The organism is Streptomyces durmitorensis, assembly GCF_023498005.1.
Taxonomy (GTDB): Bacteria; Actinomycetota; Actinomycetes; order Streptomycetales; family Streptomycetaceae; genus Streptomyces; species Streptomyces durmitorensis.
In genome coordinates, this window is the sequence record NZ_CP097289.1 from 8,311,461 (window position 1) to 8,332,754 (window position 21,294).

Annotated in this window: 16 protein-coding genes and 1 pseudogene; 12 read left to right on the forward strand and 5 right to left on the reverse strand. The window is 69.4% G+C overall.

Annotated features, from left to right (window positions below; genetic code table 11):
• The first annotated feature begins 174 nt into the window (after window positions 1–174).
• Genes M4V62_RS37245 through M4V62_RS37255 form a run of 3 tightly spaced genes read left to right on the forward strand, consistent with a single transcriptional unit; the run spans window position 175 to window position 3,319 of the window.
• On the forward strand, window positions 175–1,527 hold the full coding sequence (locus M4V62_RS37245; RefSeq protein ID WP_249591593.1) for an extracellular solute-binding protein: 1,353 nt from the start codon (window positions 175–177) through the stop codon (window positions 1,525–1,527).
• Window positions 1,524–2,471 (forward strand): carbohydrate ABC transporter permease, encoded by a 948-nt coding sequence (locus M4V62_RS37250; RefSeq protein ID WP_249591594.1) that lies wholly within the window; start codon window positions 1,524–1,526, stop codon window positions 2,469–2,471. Before M4V62_RS37245 ends, M4V62_RS37250 begins: the two co-directional genes overlap by 4 nt.
• The gene (locus tag M4V62_RS37255) at window positions 2,468–3,319 is read left to right on the forward strand and encodes a carbohydrate ABC transporter permease (protein ID WP_249591595.1); all 852 of its coding nucleotides are present in this window, start codon (window positions 2,468–2,470) and stop codon (window positions 3,317–3,319) included. The genes M4V62_RS37250 and M4V62_RS37255 overlap by 4 nt, the downstream gene beginning before the upstream one ends.
• 22 nt (window positions 3,320–3,341) lie before the next feature.
• On the opposite strand, the gene M4V62_RS37260 is transcribed toward M4V62_RS37255, so the two are convergent.
• Entirely contained in the window at window positions 3,342–4,367 is a 1,026-nt protein-coding gene (locus M4V62_RS37260; RefSeq protein WP_249591596.1) for a LacI family DNA-binding transcriptional regulator, read from the reverse strand.
• 241 nt (window positions 4,368–4,608) lie between these two features.
• On the opposite strand from M4V62_RS37260, the gene M4V62_RS37265 reads away from it, so the two are divergent.
• The 6 genes from M4V62_RS37265 (at window position 4,609) to arfA (ending at window position 10,612) form a co-directional block, all read left to right on the forward strand.
• Window positions 4,609–5,601: an ABC transporter substrate-binding protein gene (locus M4V62_RS37265; protein WP_249591597.1), complete on the forward strand. Its 993-nt coding sequence runs from the start codon at window positions 4,609–4,611 to the stop codon at window positions 5,599–5,601.
• The gene (locus M4V62_RS37270; protein WP_249591598.1) at window positions 5,598–6,407 is read left to right on the forward strand and encodes an ABC transporter permease; all 810 of its coding nucleotides are present in this window, start codon (window positions 5,598–5,600) and stop codon (window positions 6,405–6,407) included. Before M4V62_RS37265 ends, M4V62_RS37270 begins: the two co-directional genes overlap by 4 nt.
• Window positions 6,404–7,198, forward strand: a complete 795-nt coding sequence (locus tag M4V62_RS37275; RefSeq protein ID WP_249591599.1) for an ABC transporter ATP-binding protein — start codon at window positions 6,404–6,406, stop codon at window positions 7,196–7,198. Before M4V62_RS37270 ends, M4V62_RS37275 begins: the two co-directional genes overlap by 4 nt.
• A complete protein-coding gene (locus M4V62_RS37280; protein ID WP_249591600.1) occupies window positions 7,195–7,947 on the forward strand; it encodes an ABC transporter permease in 753 nt (250 codons plus the stop codon). Before M4V62_RS37275 ends, M4V62_RS37280 begins: the two co-directional genes overlap by 4 nt.
• Window positions 7,947–8,981 carry an amidohydrolase family protein gene (locus tag M4V62_RS37285; protein WP_249591601.1) on the forward strand — a complete coding sequence of 345 codons (1,035 nt, stop codon included), beginning with the start codon at window positions 7,947–7,949 and terminating at the stop codon, window positions 8,979–8,981. Before M4V62_RS37280 ends, M4V62_RS37285 begins: the two co-directional genes overlap by 1 nt.
• A 116-nt stretch (window positions 8,982–9,097) precedes the next feature.
• Entirely contained in the window at window positions 9,098–10,612 is a 1,515-nt protein-coding gene (gene arfA / locus M4V62_RS37290; protein WP_249591602.1) for an arabinosylfuranosidase ArfA, read from the forward strand.
• A 16-nt stretch (window positions 10,613–10,628) separates the two neighbouring features.
• Here the strand turns inward: arfA and M4V62_RS37295 are convergent, their stop codons facing one another.
• The 4 genes from M4V62_RS37295 to M4V62_RS37310 all read right to left on the reverse strand — a co-directional run bounded on the left by M4V62_RS37295 (window position 10,629) and on the right by M4V62_RS37310 (window position 15,535).
• On the reverse strand, window positions 10,629–11,657 hold the full coding sequence (locus M4V62_RS37295) for a pectate lyase family protein (RefSeq protein WP_249591603.1): 1,029 nt from the start codon (window positions 11,655–11,657) through the stop codon (window positions 10,629–10,631).
• Between the two features lie 111 nt (window positions 11,658–11,768).
• Window positions 11,769–12,776 (reverse strand): arabinan endo-1,5-alpha-L-arabinosidase, encoded by a 1,008-nt coding sequence (locus M4V62_RS37300; RefSeq protein ID WP_249591604.1) that lies wholly within the window; start codon window positions 12,774–12,776, stop codon window positions 11,769–11,771.
• Between the two features lie 115 nt (window positions 12,777–12,891).
• Window positions 12,892–14,274, reverse strand: a complete 1,383-nt coding sequence (locus M4V62_RS37305) for a glycoside hydrolase family 6 protein (protein ID WP_249591605.1) — start codon at window positions 14,272–14,274, stop codon at window positions 12,892–12,894.
• An 88-nt stretch (window positions 14,275–14,362) separates the two neighbouring features.
• The gene (locus M4V62_RS37310; RefSeq protein ID WP_249591606.1) at window positions 14,363–15,535 is read right to left on the reverse strand and encodes a glycoside hydrolase family 5 protein; all 1,173 of its coding nucleotides are present in this window, start codon (window positions 15,533–15,535) and stop codon (window positions 14,363–14,365) included.
• A 418-nt stretch (window positions 15,536–15,953) separates the two neighbouring features.
• On the opposite strand from M4V62_RS37310, the pseudogene M4V62_RS37315 reads away from it, so the two are divergent.
• From M4V62_RS37315 to M4V62_RS37325, 3 genes and pseudogenes are all read left to right on the forward strand, one after another.
• Window positions 15,954–17,837: pseudogene (locus M4V62_RS37315) on the forward strand (glycoside hydrolase family 48 protein); the annotation flags it as partial.
• A gap of 56 nt (window positions 17,838–17,893) precedes the next feature.
• On the forward strand, window positions 17,894–20,140 hold the full coding sequence (locus tag M4V62_RS37320) for a beta propeller repeat protein (protein ID WP_249593170.1): 2,247 nt from the start codon (window positions 17,894–17,896) through the stop codon (window positions 20,138–20,140).
• 128 nt (window positions 20,141–20,268) lie between these two features.
• Complete coding sequence (locus M4V62_RS37325; protein WP_249591607.1) at window positions 20,269–21,279, forward strand: LacI family DNA-binding transcriptional regulator; 1,011 nt, start codon at window positions 20,269–20,271, stop codon at window positions 21,277–21,279.
• Window positions 21,280–21,294: the final 15 nt, after the last annotated feature.

Here is a 21,294-nt window from a genome sequence, read left to right on the forward strand (position 1 = left end):
CGCAGGAAGTGGCCGAGGTGCGTGCCGAGGTTCGTGATGTCGAACAACTTCCGTGAAATTCCTGGGACTTCGGCCCCGGCTCTGTCCGAACCGTTGACGTGCCCGGCGTTCAACCTTACGGTCCCGTTCGAAGTTGCGAGCAGCATTCGAAATATCGAACAGAAGTGAGCCGCAATGTCACCACCCCTCCCCAGCCGACGAGGTGTGCTCGGCGGCATCGGAGCGCTCGCCGTCGCGGGCAGCTTCGGACTCGCCGCCGCGAATCGCAGCGCCTCCGCGCTGGCGTCGGACGCGGACGTACGGGTCCGCTACTGGAATCTGTTCTCCGGCGGCGACGGCGCCAACATGATCGCGATGCTCGACGCCTTCCGCGCCGCGAACCCCCGGGTCGGCGTCTTGGACTCGACCCTCCAGTGGGGCAATCCGTACTACACCAAGCTCGCCATGGCAGCCTCCGGGAACCGCGCCCCCGACCTTGCCGTCATGCACCTGGGCCGGATCCCCGGCTTCGCCCCCGGACAGCTGCTCGACCCCTGGGACGTGCGGCTGCTCGCCGAGTACGGGGTGCGCGAGGCGGACTTCAACCCCGTCCTGTGGAAGCGCGCCGTGGTCGACGGCAAGCTCTACGGCCTTCCCCTCGACATCCACGCCCAGCTCTGCTTCTACCGCAGGGACGTGTGCGAGAAGGCGGGACTGCTCGGCGCGGACGGTGACCTGGCGAAGGTCACCTCGCCCGAGGACTGGTTCAAGGCGCTCAAGGCCGCCAAGAAGGCCGTCGAGGGAGCCGTCCACACCATCGGCATCAAGGCCGACGAACCCAACTTCTCCTGGTGGTTCTTCCTCTCCTTCTACACCCAGCTCGGCGGCACCTGCCTCAGCGCCGACGGCCGGGAGGTCACCCTCGACACCGACAAGGCCACCCAGGTCCTTGAGTTCCTGCGGCAGCACCTGACCGACGGCTACTCCACCGCGATCGGCATCGCCGACGGTGAGTCCTTCGTCAACGGCTCCGCCTTCACCTGGGAGGGCAACTGGTCGGTGCCCGTCTTCAGCGGCGCGAAGCTCGACTACGGCGCGACCCCGCTGCCGCCCGTCTTCGGCGAACCCGCAACGCACACCGAGTCGCACTGCTTCGTCCTGCCGCACCAGTCGCAGCGCGGCGGCGCCACGAACGAGGGAGCGCACCAACTGGCCGCGTACGTCGTCAAGAACGCCACGGCCTGGGCGCGCGGCGGCCACATCCCCGCCTACCTGCCCACGCTGGACGACAAGAAGTACGTGTCGCTGGAGCCGCAGTCCGAGTACGTCTCGGCGATGGACCACATGGCGGTCGAGCCGTCCGCCTGGTTCGCGGGATCCACCGGACTCCTCGCCCAGCGCATCGGCCCCGTCATCGCCTCCTCCAACGTCGGCTCCGCCAAGCCGGATGCCACCGCCCGCCGCATGAAGGACGTACTCGAAAAGCTGGTCGCGATGAAGAACCCGATGGAAGGCCGGTCCGCGGCCGAGGGAGGGTCCGCCGCGTGAGCGCCGTCGACACCGCGGTCGCACCGGCCGCCGTACGGACCGTCCCGGCGGCGGGCACCGATGCGCTCCGGGCCCGGCTGACCCGCCGTCTTCAGCACGGCGGCTGGTTCGTCGCCCCGTTCCTGACCCTGTTCGCGCTCTTCGTGCTGTTCCCGATCGGCCGCGGCCTGTGGCTGAGCTTCACCGACGCCAACATCTCCGGGACGGGCGAACGCTTCGTCGGCCTCGACAACTACCGCGAGGCCCTCGACAGCCCGCTCCTGTGGGACTCCCTCGGCCACAGCGCGTACTTCACCCTGCTCGTGGTGCCCTGCATCGTGGTCCTCGCGTTCCTGCTCGCGATGCTCGCCCACCACATCGAGCGCGCCAAGTGGCTGTGGCGGCTGTGCTTCTTCGCCCCCTTCCTGCTGCCGTCCACGGTCGCGGGCAACCTGTGGCAGTGGCTGTTCAACCCGGGCACCGGAATGATCAACCACGTCTTCGGCCTCGACACGCCCTGGCTGACCCAGAAGTCCACCGCCCTGCTCGCGGTCGTGATCACCACCCTGTGGTGGACCGTCGGCTTCAGCTTCCTGCTCTTCCTCGCGGCCCTGCAGAACATCCCGCGGCACCTGTACGAGGCCGCGGAGCTCGACGGCGCGGGCGCCTGGCAGCGGATGGTGCACATCACCCTGCCGATGCTGCGCAACATCACCGGCCTCGTGATCACGCTGCAGATCCTCGCCTCGCTCCAGGTCTTCGACCAGGCCGTGGTGATGCAGGACTTCGGCCCTGGGCCCGAGGAGAGCACCCGGACCTTCGTCCAGTACACGCTCGAAGAGGGCTTCACCGCCTACCGCGTGGGCTACGCCTCCGCGATCTCCATCATTTTCTTCGTGCTCATCGCGGCCGTCGCCCTCGGCCGGATGTGGCTCCTTCGCAAGCGTGAGGAGGGCGTGCGATGAGCACCGCCGCAGTGCCCAGGAAGAGCAAGTGGACCCCCAGCCAGATCGTGCTCACCGCGCTCGGCGTCGCCGTCTCCGCCGTGTGGATGACGCCGCTGCTGTGGGCCCTGTTCACCTCCCTGAAGTCGGAGACCGAGGCCGTCGAGGTGCCCACCCACTGGGTGCCCCAGGAGTGGACGGGCCAGGCGTGGAAGGCGCTCTTCGAGAGCGGCAACATCACCAACTGGTTCGTGAACTCGGTCATCGTCTCGGTCTGCGTCACCTTCATCGTCGTACTCGTCAGCGCGCTCGCCGGATACGGCTTCGCGCGCACCGAGTTCCGCGGCAAGAACGCACTCCTCGGCCTGGTGATGGCGGGCCTGATGGTGTCGCCCGCCGTGCTCGGCGTGCCGCTCTTCACGACCGTCCAGTCCATGGGGATGGTCGACACCTACTGGGGCATGATCCTGCCGCAGTGCGCGCCGGCCGCGATGGTCTACATCCTCTACAAGTTCTTCCAGTCGATCCCGCACGAGCTGGAGGAGGCCGCGTACATCGACGGCGCCGGACGCTGGCGGGTCTTCTTCACCATCGTCCTGCCGCTGTCCCGCCCCTCGCTCTCGGCCGTCGGGATCTTCACGTTCATCGCGTCGTGGAACAACTTCCTGTGGCCCTACATGGTGACGAACAACCCCGACCTGATGACCATGCCGAACGGCATCGCGACCGTCATGAACTCCTACGGGATCCAGTGGGCGCAGCTGATGGCGGGCGGCCTCATGGCGGGCCTGCCGCTGATCGTCGTCTTCGTCTTCTTCCAGCGCCAGATCGTCAGCGGCGTGGCCCATACCGGTCTGGCCGGGCAGTAGCGGGCCGGGAAGCGGCGGGACCTCATCGCTCCGGCGGGCGCCGGGCGGTGGTCTCCCGGGGGACGAGCCGATGGCTGAGCGTGGTGGTCGCAGCGCCATCGGTGGCGGCGCCCGGTGCGGACTCGATGATGTGGCGGGCGGCCAGGGAGCCCATCTCGTACAGCGGGAGGCTCACCGTGGTCAGGCCGACGTGCTGGGCGACCCTGAGGTCGTTGATGCCGGCGACGGAGATCTCGCCCGGCACGTCGATGCCCGCCTGACGCAGGGCGCCGAGCGCACCGACCGCGACCTCGTCGTTGGCCGCGAGTACGGCATCGGGCAGCGGCCGGCGTGCGATGAGCCGCAGGGTCGCGGTGTGACCGGCCTCGTAGTCGAAACCGCCCGGCACGCAGCGTGCGCCGCCGCCGAGTCCCGCGTCGCGCATGCGGGCGAGGAAGCCCTCCCTGCGCTGCCGGGTGACGGTCATGCCGGACGGCCCCTCGATGAACGTGATCCGGCGGTGGCCGAGCGCGACGAGGTGGTCCGTGATGTCGTGGGCGGCGGCGTGATGGTCGACGGTGATGGTCGGGCAGCCGAGGTCGCGGTCGGCGAGTGACACGGCCAGGATGCCCTGCTCCCGCGCCTGACGGACGGCCTTGAGCAGGCCCGGTCTGTGCGGGTCGTCGACGTAACCGCTGCCCGCGAAGATCACTCCCGCGGCGCGGTAGTCCCGCATCGCCTGCAGCCGGCTGATCTCCGTGGCGGTGCTCCGGTCGACGTTGGACAGCATGGTCACGTAGCCGGCCCGGGTCGCCACGTCGTCCACGCCTCGGGCGATCACGGAGAAGTACGGGTTGACGATGTCGCTCACCAGAACGCCCATGAGACGGCTGTTGGGCGAGACCATCGCCCGCGCCAGGGCACTGGGCGAGTAGTCCAGCTTCTCGGCGGCCGCGACGACCTTGGCGCGTGTCTTCGCCGAGACGGGATGGTCGGATCCGCTCAGCACCCGCGACGCGGTGGCCACGGCCACCCCCGCTGCCCGTGCGACATCCACCAGTGACGTCACGGCCCACCTCCACGGGAAACGTTTGCCTCAACATGGCACAGGACGCCGATGGTTCGCAATGGGGGCGAGCAACTCCCAGCTCGATGACCTGAGTTGACCTCTTGACGGTTGCCCGTTCCGGCTCGCTACCATCCGAGGAAGGAAGACGTTTTCCTAGGCGATGACCTTGGAGAACGTACGAGTAAGAGCAGGCGACCGAAGCAAGCACCGAAGCAAGTGGAGGAGAACGAAGGGGGAGATCATGCACGTCTGGACCCGCGCGAAACGGCTCGCCGCTGTCGCGCTCCTGTCCGTCGTCGCCGCGACCGCCTGTGGCGGCCCCGGCACCCATGTCCGCGCGGACGGGAAGCTCTCGTTCACCGTGGCGCTCATCGAACCGGACCTCACGACCGTGCCGCTCCTGGCGGCCGTCGACACCCTGCGCGACCAGGGCCACGAGGTCGATGTCGTGGAACTGGCAGAACCGGAACTGGCCGTCGAGGGGCTGGCCAAGGGCGACTACGCGATCTCCGCCGAGGCGACGGGCCCGGCACTGAGCGCCATCGAGCAGGACGCCCCCATCAAGATCATCGCCGATGTCGTCGGCAATCAGTGGGCGCTGTACGGCAGGTCCGCCGTCTCGTCCTGCGACGACCTGAACGGACGCCCGTTCGGGATCTTCAGCGAGGGCGCGGTGGCGACCGCCATCGCCAAGGACTGGGTGGCCGGCGAGTGCGGTGCGGGCAAGCGTCCCGACTACCTGACGATCGGCGGCTCGGACGTGCGCGCACAGGCCCTCGCCTCGGGGGAGATCGACGCGACGCCGCTGGAGATCTCCGACGCGGTCGCCCTGGAGTCGTCGGGCGCCTCCGGGCTCACCAAGGTCGTCGACTTCGCCGAGACGCTGCCGGACCTGCATCCGCAGACCGTGTACGCGAACACCGCGTTCCTCACCCAACACCGCGGGGTGGCACAGGAATTCGTCACCGCCCTGGTGCGGGAGCACGGCAGGATCAACGCCGATCCGCGGCACCTGGTGGCCCTGGTGCGGAAGTACCTGCCGGAGGAGGACCAGGAGGACGTGGCCACGACCGCACGGCGCTACCGCGACGCGAAGCTCTTCGACGCGGCGGCCCTGACGCGGCGCAACGTCCAGGGCACCATCGACTTCTTCGCCCGCGCCGGCGTGATCGAACGGGGGATGACCACGCGGGACGCGGCCGACCTCAGCTTCATCGAGGGGGCGTCGTCATGACGGCTCATCAGGGAGACGTCGTGACGGCACGCCGACGGATCCTGGACGCCAACTGGCCCTACCGGCTCCTCACGTTCGTGCTCTTCGCCGCGGCCTGGGAGCTCTACGCACGCGAACGGGGCGGCCTGCTCCTTCCGGGCTTCGCCGAGACGGTCCGGGCCACGTCCTGGCTTCTCGCCGACGCGGAGCTGTGGCGTGCCCTGTACGTCAGCAACCAGGCGCTCGTACTCGGCTTCGGCCTCGCCCTCGTCGTCGGTGTCCCCGCGGGCATCGTCCTCGGCCGGTTCCGGCTGCTCGAGCGGTACACGGACGTCTACCTCAACATCCTCCTCGTCACGCCGATGGCCGCGATCATTCCCTTGCTCGTGATGTCGGTGGGTGTGGGTCTGGCCTCGCGGGTCCTTCTCGTCACGGTCTTCTCGGTCGTGATGGTGGTCGTGAACTGCCGGACCGGCGTGCGGCAGGTGGACCCCTCCCTGATCGAGATGGCCCGCTCCTTCGGGGCCGGAGAGGGACGGATCTGGACCCGGATCCTGCTGCCGGGCGCCCTTCCCGCGATCATGACCGGCGCCCGGCTCGGCATCGGCCGCGCGGTCACCGGCATGGTCATCGTCGAACTGCTCATGGTCTCCGACGGGTTGGGCGGGCTGATCCTGAGATACCGCGGCCTGCTCCAGGCGCCGCAGCTCTACGGCACCGTCGTGATCATCCTGGCGGAGGCGCTGCTCCTGATCTCTCTCGCCCGGTGGGGCGAACGCAAGCTGACCCGATGGGCACGGACGCAGACGACCGGAGGCGCTCGATGATCACGATCCAAGGCCTTGGCAAGAGCTTCGTCGGACAGGACGGCACCACCGTCCAAGCGCTGCGGGGCGTCGACCTGGAGGTGGCCGCCAATGAGTTCCTGACCGTGCTCGGCCCCAGCGGCTGCGGCAAGACCACCCTGCTGAAGGCCGTCGCCGGGCTCACCCCCTGGGACACCGGCGACATCCGCATCGACGGCGCACCGGTGCGGGGCCCCGGCCCCGACCGCAGCGTGGTCTTCCAGAACTTCGCGCTGCTGCCCTGGGCGACGGTCCTCGACAACGTCGCCTTCGGTCTGCGGATGCGCGGTGTCGGCCGGGCCGAACGCGAGGAACGCGCCCGCTCGTTGATCGGGACGGTGGGACTCGCGGGCTTCGAGAGCAAGCTGCCCGGTGAGTTGTCCGGCGGCATGCAGCAACGCGTGGGCATCGCACGGGCCTTGGCGGTGGAACCCCAAGTACTGCTCATGGACGAGCCGTTCGGAGCGGTGGACGAGCAGACCCGGCGCCTGCTGCAAGAGGAGCTTCTGTCGCTCTGGGAGGAACACCGGCTGACCGTCGTGTTCATCACCCACAGCATGGCGGAGGCCGTGCTCCTCGGAGACCGCGTCGTCCTGATGAGCGCCCGGCCGGGGCGGATCGCGGACATCGTGCCCGTGGATCTGCCCCGGCCGCGCTCCGGTGACGTCGGCTCCCTGGAACGGTCGGGCAGGTACACCGAGATCACGGCGTACCTCTGGGACCGGCTCCGCGACATGCACACGGAGCACCGCCCGTCGAAGGCGGTCCGGTGAAAGCGCCGGCCGCACCGATCAGCCTCGCTGTCGGCGCCGCGGCCTGGGAGCTGACCGGGCGCCTCGCGGATGCCTCGTTCTTTCCGCCGCTGAGCACGGTCCTTGCCCGGCTGCGTGAGCTTGCGGCGGACGGACTGATCTACGCGAGTCTGCGCGACAGTCTGGTCAACCTGGCCCTGGGGTTAGCCGTCTCCCTCGTCGCGGGGCTCGGCATCGGCATGGCCATGGGCCGCTCACGAAAGGTCGAGGCGGCGCTCGGTGTGTATGTGTACGCGCTGCTCACGGCCCCGTCGCTGGTCTTCGCGCCGGTCTTCTTCGCCCTCCTCGGCGCGGGCCGCGCCTCGATCGTCGCGGTGGTGGTCATGTACGCGATGTTCGTGATCATCGTGAACACGGCGTCGGCCGTGCAGTCCGCCCCCGCGCAGCTGGTGGAGATGGCGCGCTCCTACGGCGCGGGCGAAGGCCAGGTGCTGCTGCGCGTCGTGCTGCCGGCCGCCGCTCCCCTGATCCTGGCCGGGGTGCGGCTCGGTGTCGGCCGCGCCGTCACCGGGATGATCAACGGCGAGATGTTCATCGCCGTCGTCGGTCTGGGGCACGTCGTCACCGAGGCGGGCGGGCGTTTCGACAGCGCGGGCGTCCTCGCCGTGCTCCTGGTCGTGATCGCGGTCGCGCTCACGGCCACCGCACTGGTCCAGGCCGTCGACCGCAGGGTCACCCGCTGGGTTCCGAAGACGTCGAGGGGGCATTGATGACCGCCCGCAAGCTGGACGCGTACAGCCACATCCTGCCCGCACCGTACTTCGCGCGCATGCGCGAGCTCGCCGTCGACAGGGGTGCCCTCAAGCGGTGGTTCGACCTGTCCGCGCTGCACGATCTCGACGCGCGACTGCGGATGATGGACGAGTTCGGCGACGGCTACCAGCAGGTGCTCACCCTGTCGTCGCCGCCGGTCGAACTGCTCGCGGGACCGTCACGGTCCCCGGCCCTCGCGCGGCTCGCCAACACGTCGATGCAGGAGCTGTGCGCGCGACACCCCGACAGGTTCCCGGCGTTCGTGGCCGCCCTGCCGATGAACGACCCCGACGCCGCGCTCGTCGAACTCGCCTACGCCATCGACGACTTGGGCGCGCGCGGCGTGCAGGTCTTCACCAACGTCAACGGAAGGCCGCTGGACGACCCGGCCTTCCGGGCCGTGTTCGCCGAGATGGCGGCGCGAGACCTGCCGGTCTGGATGCACCCGACCCGCAGCGCCGCCTTCGCGGACTACGCCACCGAGGACACCTCCGCGTACGAGATCTGGTGGGCGCTCGGCTGGCCCTACGAGACCAGTGTGGCCATGGCCCGGCTCGTCTTCTCCGGCCTCATCGAGCGGCACCCGGACATCAAGATCATCACCCACCACCTGGGAGCGATGATCCCCTACCTGGAAGGCAGAATCGGCCTGGGCTGGAGCGACCAGCTCGGCAGCCGCACGGCCGGGGAGGAATACGAACGGCTGCGCCGCGAGCGGTTGCCCGAGCGGCCGCTTGACTACTTCCGCCGGTTCTATGCCGACACCGCGTTGTCGGGCTCCGCCATCGGCACCCGGTGCGGCCTGGACTTCTTCGGTTCCGAGCACGTCCTGTTCGGCACCGACTGCCCCTTCGACCCCGAGGGAGGCCCCCTCTATGTCCGCGAGACGATCCGCGTCATCGAGGCACTGGACCTCACGGAAACGGCACGCGACCAGATCTACCACCGCAACATCCTGCGCCTGATGCGGCTCCCTGACGACGGGGTGTGACGGCACATCAAGAGCCGCCGCGGCCACTGAACCCATTGACCCGCGGCGGCGCCCGCCTTACGGTCTGTCCGGGAATTCGTTCAACGTCCGGTATGTCGAACCAAGTTGAGGGGATCATGACCCGTTCCGCCCGCTTCACGCTCGATCCCGCCTTCGCCGTCGGCGACGTCGACCCCCGGCTCTTCGGCTCCTTCGTCGAGCACCTCGGCCGCTGCGTCTACACCGGCATCCACGAACCGGGCCACCCCTCGGCCGACGAGGCGGGGTTGCGCACCGACGTGCTCGACCTGATCCGCGAACTCGGCGTGACGGCCGTGCGCTACCCCGGCGGGAACTTCGTCTCGGGGTACAAGTGGGAGGACTCCGTCGGGCCCGTCGACGAGCGGCCGCGCCGTCTCGACCTGGCCTGGCACTCCACGGAGACCAACCGCTTCGGGCTCTCCGAGTACATCGCCTTCCTGCGCAAGATCGGCCCGCAGGCCGAGCCGATGATGGCCCTGAACCTCGGCACGCGTGGCGTCGAAGAGGCCCTGGAACTCCAGGAGTACGCCAACCACCCCGCCGGCACCGCGCTCTCGGACCTGCGTGCCGCGCACGGCGACAAGAACCCCTTCGGCATCCGCATGTGGTGCCTGGGCAACGAGATGGACGGTCCGTGGCAGACCGGCCACAAGACCGCCGAGGAGTACGGGCGCCTGGCGGCCGAGACCGCCCGCGCCATGCGCCAGATCGACCCGGACGTCGAACTGGTCGCCTGCGGCAGCTCCGGCCAGTCCATGGCGACCTTCGCCGAGTGGGAGGCCACGGTCCTGGCCGAGACGTACGACCTCGTCGACCAGATCTCCCTGCACGCCTACTACGAGGAGACCGACGGCGACCGGGACTCGTTCCTGGCCTCAGCCGTCGACATGGAGTCCTTCATCGAGAACGTCGTCGCCACCTGCGACCACGTGGGCGCCCGCCTGAAGTCCAAGAAGAAGATCAACCTGTCCTTCGACGAGTGGAACGTCTGGTACCAGTCCCGGCCGCACCCCGAGATCGAGGAGAACCTGCGCGACTGGCCCGAGGCGCCGCGCCTTCTGGAGGACAACTACACCGTCACCGACGCGGTCGTCGTCGGCTCACTCCTGATCGCCCTGCTGCGGCACGCCGACCGGGTGGCCGTCGCGTGTCTGGCCCAGCTGGTCAACGTCATCGCGCCGATCCTGACCGAGCCGGGCGGCCCCGCCTGGCGGCAGACCACCTTCTTCCCCTTCGCGCAGGCCTCGCGGCACGGCCGTGGCCAGGTCCTCGACGTACGCGTGGAATCGCCCGCGCACGGGACGCGGAAGTTCGGTGAGGTGCCCCTGCTGCACGCGACGGCCGTCCGCGCCGACGACGGATCCGTCACCGTCTTCGCGGTCAACCGCAGCCAGAGCGAACCCCTGCCGCTCGAAGTCGCGCTCCACAGGATCGAGTTGACGACCGTCGTCGAGCACAGCGCCCTCGCCGACCCGGACCCGGACGCCCGCAACACCCTCGCGGATCCCGAGCGCGTCACCCCGCACGGCGTCACCGGGACAGCACTCCAGGACGGCACGTTGAACGCCGTCCTGGAGCCACTGTCATGGAACGTGATCCGGCTGGGCTGAGTCCTTCACACCGAGGTCAGAGCTTGCCCGCGCCCGCCCCCTCCGTCACCGTGCCGACGACGGACGAGGCGGGCTCGGCCGTGTACGCGTAGGGCGGCTTGGTGAAGTCGCCCACCTGGGAGATCTCGGTGGCCGCGCCGCCGAGATCGTTCCCGCGCGCGACCGCGTAGCCGTCCTCGTCGCTGCTGCGGCTGGTCGTGATGGCGACCTTCGTGTCACGGAAGACGTTGTTCTCGACCAGCATCCGCGCGCCCATCCGGGAGTGCGCCCCGGTGTCGGCGCCCTGGACGTAGTTGTCGTAGAAGTGCCCGGTGCCGAAGCGCAGGCTCGGGATGCGCGAGTAGACGTTGCTGAAGTGGTTGTGGTGGTAGGTCACCTTCAGGTGGCCGGTGTCCTCGTCGCCGTTGTTGTCGCTGTGCCCGACGAGGGAGCCCTTGAAGTGGTCCTTGAAGGTGTTCCAGGAGACGGTGACGTCGTCGGAGGCGTGCGTGATGTCGAGCAGCCCGTCGTAGTGGTCCTTGTCGTGCTCGCGGTCCGCGGAGAAGGAGTTGTGGTCGATCCACACCTTCGTGGACTCCTGGACTGTGATGCCGTCGGCCGGCGCGAGCGGCTTGCTGATGTTGAGGTTCTGCACGACGACGTTGGTGGCCTCCTTGATGCGCAGGCCGCCGCCGGTGAACCCGGAGGCCGAACCGACCCCGAGCACCGTCGTGTTGGAGCCGATGTCGACCTGACCGGACAGCGAGATCAGACCGTCGACCTTCACCACCTTGGCGCTCTCACCGTCGACCGCGGCCTCGAAGGCCGCGAGCGACTTCACCGTGGTGGCGGTGGCGCTGCCGCCACCCGTGGTGCCCGCACCGAAGCCGACCGGCACACCCACCGCCGCCGGCGCCGCCTTCGGTGTCGCGACGGCGCCCTCGTCGGACCCGGAGGTCTCGGCGGCGTTCCCGCTCCAGGCGACCGCCCCGACGATCGCGGCGCCGGCCACCGCGGCCACGCCGATCCGTGCGGCCATCGCGCTCGTCCTGCGCGCTCCGTGCATGAGTTGTCCTCCGGTCATTCGGTGGGTGGGTCGATCCCGCCCCCTTGTCTGTCTCCACCGGCGCGGCGGACGTTGCCGCCCGCCCGCCTCCGGTTCAGGCCGCGAGCAGGGTCAGTGGGCGACGGGCCATCCGGAGCTCCAGTTCAGGAGGTTGACGCCGAGCTTCGGGGTGCCGTTGTCCTGGCCGTCGTAGTAGTGGTAGACGAGCAGGTCGCCGTCGGAGTCCTTCATGATCGACTGGCCACCGGGGCCGATGTAGCGGCCGTGGCTCTCCTGGACCGCCGTGCCTCCGTTGTTCATCATGCCGACGCTGTTCTTGTCGACGTACGGCCCGGTGACGCCGGAGGCGCGGCCCACCTTGATCTTGTACGTGGAGCTGGTGCCCGCACAGCACGTGTCGTACGAGGCGAAGAGGTAGTAGTAGCCGTTCCGCTTGACGATGTAGGGCGCTTCGACTGCCTTGGTGCCGGTGGGCCGCGAGGCGAGCGAACGCCGGGCGGTGTCGCCCGCGTACTGCTTGCCCGTCGAGGGGTCGACCCTGATCATCTTGATCCCGGTCCACCAGGAGCCGAACGACAGCCACCACTTGCCGTCGTCGTCGACGAAGAGGTTCGGGTCGATGGCGTTGTAGTCGCTGGACGTGGTTGAGGTGTACACGGCGCCGTAGTCGGTCCAGGAGCCGGGCTCACCGGTCGTGGAGGCCGCGAGGCCGATGGCCGACTTGTTCGAGCCGAACGATGAGACGGAGTAGTACATGAGGTACTTGCCGCCGTGGTACGAGATGTCGGGGGCCCAGACGTCCCCGGTGGAGTTGTAGTTGTTCCACCAGCTCGGCCGCGTGGGGAAGGCGGAGCCGCTGCGGCCGAAGGCGATCCGGTCGGTGGAGGTGCGCAGTTGCAGGCCGTCGCCGGTCGAGTAGAGCAGGTACTTGCCCGACGACGTGCGGGCCAGGGTCGGGTCGTGCACGACTACGTCGCCGGTGACCTGGCCGGGGTTGGGATAGGCGGTGGCGCTGCTCGGGACGAGGGCGAGCAGGGCGGCGGCAGGCAGCGTGACGAGGGCTCTGCGCCGGAAGGCGGTGGGGGTGCGGCTGGGGGTACGGCTGGGCGTGCGGCTCACTCCGGTCTCCAAGCGGTGAGGCGCAACTCCGCCTGACCTCAAGGGAGTTACGCGGGGGCGGTACGGCAAGTGGTTGTCGCCGCCCGCCCTCGCGAGGTTGCCGCCCCAGCGCCTGTTACAGCGCCGGATACGCGTTGTTCAGGAGCTCCTGGAACTGGGCCGAGAACCACTTCCCGGAGATCGGCGCGTCCGGGAGCGCGCCGGAGGGGTTGAAGCCGTTGCGGGGATTGCCCTCGTACGTCGGGTCACACATGCGGTCGAAGCCCTTGCCCTCGTCGTTCGGGATCTCCTTGCTCGATCCGTCGGACTCACCCGGCGGCTTGATCCATACGTAGGCGTCGATGCCCGTCTCCGGGGCCGTCGTCGGCCGTTCACCGAGGCCCGCGCCGGACTGGTTGCACCAGTTGCCTATGTGGATGCGCCGGTCGTTGCGACCGCCCTCCACGTAGGTGTTGACGTCCGTGGTGGGACCGGGGCCCGCAGGCCGGGCCGCGCCGCCCCAGCCGTTGCGGGAGGTGTCGATCAGCATGCCGATGTCGGACCTGAAGCCGGTGGAGACGAGCTGGCCCCGGAACGACTGGGCGAAGGAGAGCTCGTCGACGGAGCGGTTCCAGTCGACCCATGTGGACTCGCGGACCGACCGGCCGTTGACGGTGTCGCCGATCTTGAAGTTGCTCTCCTTGAGGGCGCTGTAGTTGGCCGTGTTGGTGATGAAGCCGTGCACGTTGTCGACGCTGCCGCCGTCGGCGGTCGCCGCCTGGTGCATGACCTGGGCGGACGCGGCGAAGTTGTCGTCCCAGCCGATCCAGCCGTGGTGGCCCGCGTCCACGTAGTTGTAGACGTTCGGGACGGCGCCGAGCTTGCGCAGGGCGTAGCCGACGCCCTTCACGTAGTTGCCGTTGGCCTTCATCACGTCGCACTGGGGTGTCGCGGTGGGGCGCCCGCCGGTGTTGGTGACCAGGTTGGGCAGCGAGTCGATCTCGACGGTCGTGACGATGCGCAGGTTCGCGTACTTGGCGTCGGCGAGGATCGCGGCGATCGGGTCGATGTAGTCGGTCTGGTACTTGCCGATCTCGGTGGGGCCGAGCTCGCCGTTGGAGGCGAGCGCGGCACAGTCCCGGCCCGGCAGGTTGTAGATGACCAACTGGATGACGCCCGCGCCCTGTTGGAGCGCCTCGTCGAGGTGGTCGCGCAGGCCCATCGAGTCTCCCGCGCCCTCGATCGCGGCGATCCGGTCGAGCCAGACGCCGGTGGGCTGGTCCGCGATGGCGTCGCCGCCCGGCTCGGCGGCGGCCTTCGCCGACCACTCGGGGTTCACATAGGGCTTGGCGCCCGCGTACGGGTTGTCGACGCGCGCCGCCGCCGCTTGGGCCGCGGCCGTGCCGCCCGGACTGTCGCCCACGGCGAGCGCGGTGCCGCCGGTCGTGGCGAGGACGGTGGCCAGTGCGGCCAGGAAGAGGGTGCGGGATCTGCGGTGCCTGGTGTGCGTGCGGCTCATGGTGGGGGTGCTTCCCTTCGGACGGTTCGGATGGGTCGTACGGATCGGATGGGTCGTACGAGTCAGACGGACGGGTCAGACGGACGGGTCAGCTTTGGAGCGCGGCCAGATGGTCGCGGAGCCCGGCGCCGAACGCCGTGGGTGTGCCGTCGTAGGAGCTGATCAGGGCAGGCCCCGACGAGCAGTCCCAGGTGTTCCAGGTCCAGCCGAGATACGAGGCCTGGTGCGCGTCGAGCCACTTCATGACGGAGTCGATGAAGCCGTGGGAGCAGGTGTTCTCGCCGATCTCGCCCGCCACGAGCGGGACTTCGGCGGCGACCGGCGCGAGCTGGGCGTCCCAGCAGCTGCTGGTGGAGCAGGTGTTGAAGTTGTAGACGTGCCAGGCCGCGGCGAGATTGCCCGCCGGGTCCGTCGGCGCGTGCTCCAGCCAGCCGCTGAGATCGTTCGAGTACGCGATGCCGGCCGCGAGCACGAGATTCTTCGCGCCCGTGTCACGCACCGCGTCGAGCAGGTCCTGCATGCCGGCGACCTCGTAGCCGATGCCGGGGCAGGTGCCGCCGTCCCGCCAGCAGACCCAGGCCTGCTCGGTGGTGGGCGTCGCGCGGTCCGGATAGGGCTCGTTGAACAGGTCGAGGACGACCGCCGGATCGTCCTTGAAGGTGTTCGCGACCGACGTCCAGAACGCCGGGGTGTACCGCGCGTTCGGCATCGGCTTCTGGCAGCTGGCGTGCACGTCCGGGCAGCCCGCCGAGTTGCCGGTGTACTGGCCGTGGGACCAGTGCAGTTCGACGATCGGGGTCATGCCGTGGTCCTGGACGCGCCGGGCCAACTCCTCGATGGCGGATGTGTAGTTGGCGCCCGCGTAGCGCGGGTCGATGTTGTCGGTTCCCAGCCAGCACTCCTCGTTGAGCGGGATGCGTACGGTGTTGGCCTTCCAGTCCGCGATGGCCTTGACGGAGGCGTCGTCGACGGGGCCGTCGAAGATGCCGTAGCCCTGGACACACGCGAACTCGCCGCCGGAGCGGTTGACGCCGAGCAGCCGGTGCGCGGCGCCGTCGGCGTCGACGAGCCGGTTGCCCTCGGCGTGCAGCACGGGGGGTGCTGCCGCCGCGGCCTGCGCCGCGACCGCCGTCGGCAGGGCGGAGGGCGTCGCGAGTCCGGCGGCGATGAGGACGGCGCCCGCGAGCACGGCGAGGGTGCGGAGCAGATGCGAGGGGCGGAGCAGGCGCGGGGGACGGAGCAGATGCGGGGGGCGGGGCATGAGCGACTCCTCGGATCGAACCGGAATCGCTCCCACTGGTGCCGTGGAAGCTAGCAGGAAGTCGCCGCCGAGAACAGAAAGGTTGGCGGGTTTCTCAGATTTCTCGGATCGCCGCTGTCGAATTCATTCGACAACTCCCTTTCGTGTGCGGGCTCTTGACATCGCGCCCGTCCGGCTGAATTTTGGGAGCGCTCCCACTGGTTCCCTCGCTCCCCAAGCGGAGCGCGCCCCCCATCGATCCTTCAGGAGACAACCCCGCATGTCCGCATTCCCTCGTTCCCCCCGCCCCGGCCCCTCCAGACCGGAAATCAGCCGCCGAAATCTGCTCGCCCTGGGCGCCGGAGCCGCGCTGGCCCCCGTCATCGTGGCGCTCAACCCCGCAGGCCACAGCGCCTATGCGGCGACCGCGGCCACCGAGTACGAGCAGCGCTTCCTCGACCTCTACGCGAAGATCACCGATTCCGCGAACGGCTATTTCTCGCCGGACGGTATTCCGTACCACTCCGTCGAAACCCTCATTGTCGAAGCCCCCGACCACGGCCACGAGACGACATCCGAGGCATACAGCTATCTGCTCTGGCTGCAAGCCATGTACGGCAAGGTCAGCGGCGACTGGACACGATTCAACGCAGCCTGGGAAACCATGGAGAAATTCATGATCCCGACCCATGCCGACCAGCCGACGAACAGTTTCTACAATGCGGCGAAACCGGCCACCTACGCCCCCGAGCACGACCAGCCCGCGCAGTACCCGGCCCGGCTCGACCCCGCGATCCAGGCCGGCGCAGACCCGATAGCCGCCGAGCTGAAGAGCGCGTACGGCACCGACGACATCTACGGCATGCACTGGCTCCAGGACGTCGACAACGTCTACGGCTACGGCGGCGACGCCGCTGGTCCCGTCTACATCAACACCTTCCAGCGCGGCCCCCAGGAGTCGGTCTGGGAGACCGTCCCGCACCCCACTCGCGACGAGTTCGAGCACGGCGGCAGGAACGGCTACCTCGACCTGTTCACCGGGGACGCCTCCTACGCCAAGCAGTGGAAGTACACCAACGCCCCCGACGCCGACGCCCGCGCCGTGCAGGCCGCCTACTGGGCTCATGTGTGGGCCTCGGCCCAGGGCAAGGAGTCCGAGGTCGCGGCCACGGTCGCCAAGGCGGCCAAGATGGGCGACTACCTGCGCTACGCCCTGTTCGACAAGTACTTCAAGTCCATCGGCGACTGCACCGACCCGTCCGGCTGCGCGCCGGGCAGCGGCAAGAACAGCTCGCACTACCTGCTGTCCTGGTACTACGCCTGGGGCGGCGCCACCGACACCTCGGCGGGCTGGGCCTGGCGCATCGGGTCGAGCCACAGCCACGGCGGATACCAGAACCCCCTGGCCGCCTTCGCCCTGAGCGCCTACGCCCCGCTTGCCCCCAGGTCGGCATCCGGCAAGGCCGACTGGACCAAGAGCCTGACCCGGCAGATCGAGTTCTACCGCTGGCTCCAGTCCGCCGAAGGCGCTATCGCGGGCGGCGCCACCAACAGCTGGCAGGGCAGCTACGCCGAGCCCCCGGCCGGGACCCCCACCTTCTACGGCATGGCCTACGACGAGAAGCCCGTCTACCACGACCCGCCGTCCAACCAGTGGTTCGGCTTCCAGGCATGGTCGATGGAGCGGGTCGCCGAGTACCTCCACGAGACCGACGACCCCGCCGCGAAGACGGTCATGGACAAGTGGGTGGCGTGGGCGCTGTCCGAGACGAAGATCGCCGCCGACGGCACGTACACCTTCCCCTCGACCCTGAAGTGGTCCGGAAAGCCCGACACCTGGACCCCGTCAAACCCCGGCGCCAACACGGGACTTCACGTCTCCGTCGTCGACCGCACGAACGACGTGGGCGTCGCCGCCGCCTACGCCAAGACCCTCACGTACTACGCCGCCGCCACCGGCCACAGCGCGGCCGCCACCACGGCCAAGGCCCTCCTGGACGGCATGTGGCAGCACCACCAGGACCCGCTCGGCATCGCCGTGCCCGAGAGCCGCGCCGACTACAACCGGTTCGACGACGCGGTGTACGTCCCCAGCGGCTGGACCGGCACCATGCCGAACGGCGACACCATCGACTCCGGGTCCGACTTCGCCTCCATCCGCTCCTTCTACCGCGACGACCCCGACTGGCCGAAGGTCGAGGCCTACCTCGCCGGGGGAGCGGCACCGCAGTTCACCTACCACCGCTTCTGGGCGCAGGCCGACATCGCGCTGGCCATGGGCGCGTACGCGGAGCTCCTCGAACCGGGGCCGGGGTCGCGGTGACCGGCCGCGGGACGCGCGGCGGAAAGCTGCTCGGCGCCCTCTGCCTGATCCCGGGGATGCTGCTCGTGGCCGCCCCGTCCTCGGGGGCCGACGACGCCGAGGAGAAGGCATCGGCCGCGTACACCTGGAAGAACGTCCGCGTGGACGGCGGCGGCTTCGTCCCCGGCATCGTCTTCAACCGGGCCGAGAAGAACCTCGCCTACGCCCGTACCGACATCGGCGGCGCCTACCGCTGGCAGGAGTCGTCCCGGACCTGGACCCCGCTGCTCGACTCGGTGGGCTGGGACGACTGGGGTCACACCGGCGTCGTGAGCATCGCGTCCGACACCGTCGAACCGGACAAGGTGTACGCCGCCGTGGGCACCTACACGAACGACTGGGACCCCGGCAAGGGCGCCGTCCTGCGCTCCGCCGACCGGGGCGAGACCTGGAAGAAGGCCGACCTTCCGTTCAAGCTCGGCGGGAACATGCCGGGCCGCGGCATGGGCGAGCGCCTCGCCGTCGACCCGCACGACAACCGCGTGCTGTACCTCGGGGCGCCGAGCGGCCACGGCCTGTGGCGCTCCACCGACTCCGGCGCCAGCTGGTCGGAGGTGACCGCGTTCCCCAACCCCGGCAACTACCAGCAGGATCCGGGGGACTCCACCGGCTACGCCTCCGACAACCAGGGCATCGCCTGGGTCACTTTCGACGAGTCGACGGGCACGTCGGGATCGCCCACCAGGACCGTCTACGTGGGCGTCGCCGACAAGGAGAACGCCGTCTACCGCTCGACCGACGCGGGCGCCACCTGGACCCGCCTCGCGGACCAGCCCACGGGACACCTCGCCCACAAGGGCGTGCTCGACGCGGAGAACGGCTACCTCTACCTCGCCTACAGCGACAAGGGCGGCCCCTACGACGGCGGCAAGGGCCAGGTGTGGCGGTACGCGACGCGCACCGGCGAGTGGAAGAACATCAGCCCCGCCACCGACGCCGACACCTACTACGGCTACAGCGGACTGACCGTCGACCGGCAGCATCCGGGCACCGTCATGGTCACCGGCTACAGCTCATGGTTCCCCGACACCCAGATCTTCCGCTCCACCGACAGTGGCGGAAGCTGGACCGGCGCCTGGAGCTACGCGGCCTATCCCGAGCGCACCAACCGCTACACCATGGACGTCTCGTCCGTGCCGTGGCTGTCGTGGGGCGCGAACCCCGCGCCACCCGAACAGAGCCCCAAACTGGGCTGGATGACCGAGGCCCTGGAGATCGACCCCTTCGACTCCGACCGGATGATGTATGGCACCGGGGCCACCGTCTACGGCACCAGAAACCTTCAACAGTGGGACAGCGGCGGCAAGTTCACCATCACCCCGATGGTGGAGGGTCTGGAGGAGACCGCAGTCAACGACCTCGCGGTGCCGGCCTCCGGGGCGCCGCTGCTCAGCGCGCTCGGCGACATCGGCGGCTTCCGGCACGCGGATGTCACCACGGTGCCGCCCCTGATGTACACCGAGCCGAACTTCACCACCACGACGAGCCTCGACCACGCCGAGTCCGACCCGGACACGGTCGTGCGCGTCGGCCAGCTCGACAGCGGTCCGCGCATCGCTTTCTCCGGCGACAACGGCGCCAACTGGTCTGCGGGCAAGGAGCCTTCGGGAGTCTCCGGCGGCGGCACGGTCGCCGCGTCCGCCGACGGCAGCCGCTTCGTGTGGAGCCCGGACGGCACGGGCGTACACACCAGCGGTGACCGGGGCGCGTCGTGGACGGCGTCCTCCGGCATCCCGCAGGGCGCGGTCGTCGAGTCCGACCGGGCAGAGCCGAAGACGTTTTATGGCTTCAAGTCCGGGACCTTCTATGTCAGTACGGACGGCGGGGCGAGCTTCACGGCGAAGGCGTCCACCGGTCTTCCCGCCGAGGGGCCGGTGCGCTTCAAGGCCGTACCGGGGAAGGCGGGGGACATCTGGCTCGCGGGCGGAAAGGCCGGCGGGACGTACGGTCTGTGGCACTCGACGGACTCCGGCGCGACCTTCACCCGCGTCCAGGGCGTCGAGGAGGCCGACACGATCGGCTTCGGCAAGGCCGCGCCGGGATCGGAGCACCAGACGCTCTACACCAGCGCGAGGATCGACGGGGTGCGCGGCATCTTCCGTTCCACCGACGCGGGCGAGAGCTGGCTGCGCATCAACGACGACGCCCACCAGTGGGGCTGGACCGGCGCGGCCATCACCGGTGATCCACGGATCTACGGGCGGGTGTACGTGTCCACGAACGGCCGTGGCATTGTTTACGGGGACGACAACTCCCCCGGCTGACAGGGGTAGTCGAAGCGCTTCGACACGCCTATGGACAGCACATGGGTGTCCCTCTAGGGTCGAGAGGGCCCCACGTCGAAGCGCTTCGCCACCGCCTCACGACCTGTCGATCTGTCTGGGAGAGCCGCATGGTCACCCTTGCCGAGGTAGCCCACCACGCCGGAGTCTCGGCCAGCACGGTGAGCTACGTACTCAGCGGCAAGCGGTCCATCTCGGCCTCCACCAAGGACCGCGTCGAACAGTCCATCCGGGAGCTCGGCTACCACCCGAACGCCGGCGCCCGTGCCCTGGCCAGCAGCAGGTCCAACATCATCGCGCTGATGGTGCCGCTGCGCACCGACATGTACGTGCCGGTGATGATGGAGATAGCCATCGCCGTCGCCACCACCGCACGCACCCATGGGTACGACGTGCTGCTCCTGACCGGCGAGGAGGGCCCCGAGGCGGTCCGCCGCATCGAGGGCAGCGCGCTCGCCGACGCGATGATCCTGATGGACGTGGAGCTGGACGACGAGCGGCTTCCGCTGATCCGCGAGACGGACCGGCCCGCCGTCCTCATCGGCCTGCCCGCCGACCCCACGGGCCTGACCTGCGTCGACCTCGACTTCGTGGCGACCGGCGCACAGTGCGTGGACCACCTCTTCGAGCTGGGCCACCGCGAGATCGCCGTGATCGGCGAGGCGCCCGCGGTGTACGAACGGCACACCGGGTTCGCCGAGCGCACCCTGGACGGGCTGCGCGCGCGGGCCCGTGAGCACGGGGTGCGGGTGCTGCACCGGCCCTGCGAGGGGACGTACGACGCACTCGCCGCGACCCTGGCAAGGATCTTCGACGAACGCCCCGGCACCACGGGGTTCGTCGTGCAGAACGAATCGGCCGTGGAACCCCTCCTGAGCCTGCTGCGCCGGCAGGGCCGTGCCATCCCCGAAGACGTCTCCGTCATCGCCATCTGCCCCGACCAGGTCGCCACCCAGGCCTCGGTGCGCCTCACCTCCGTCGCCATCCCCGCACAGGAGATGGGACGGCAGGCGGTGGAGCAGGTCGTCGCGAAGCTGCGGGGGCAGGGTGCCGATGAAGTCGCCCTGCTCGTACCGGAGTTGACGGTGCGGGCGAGTTCGGGGCCCGGTCCCGCGAAGTAGGGGCCGCTCGCCGGG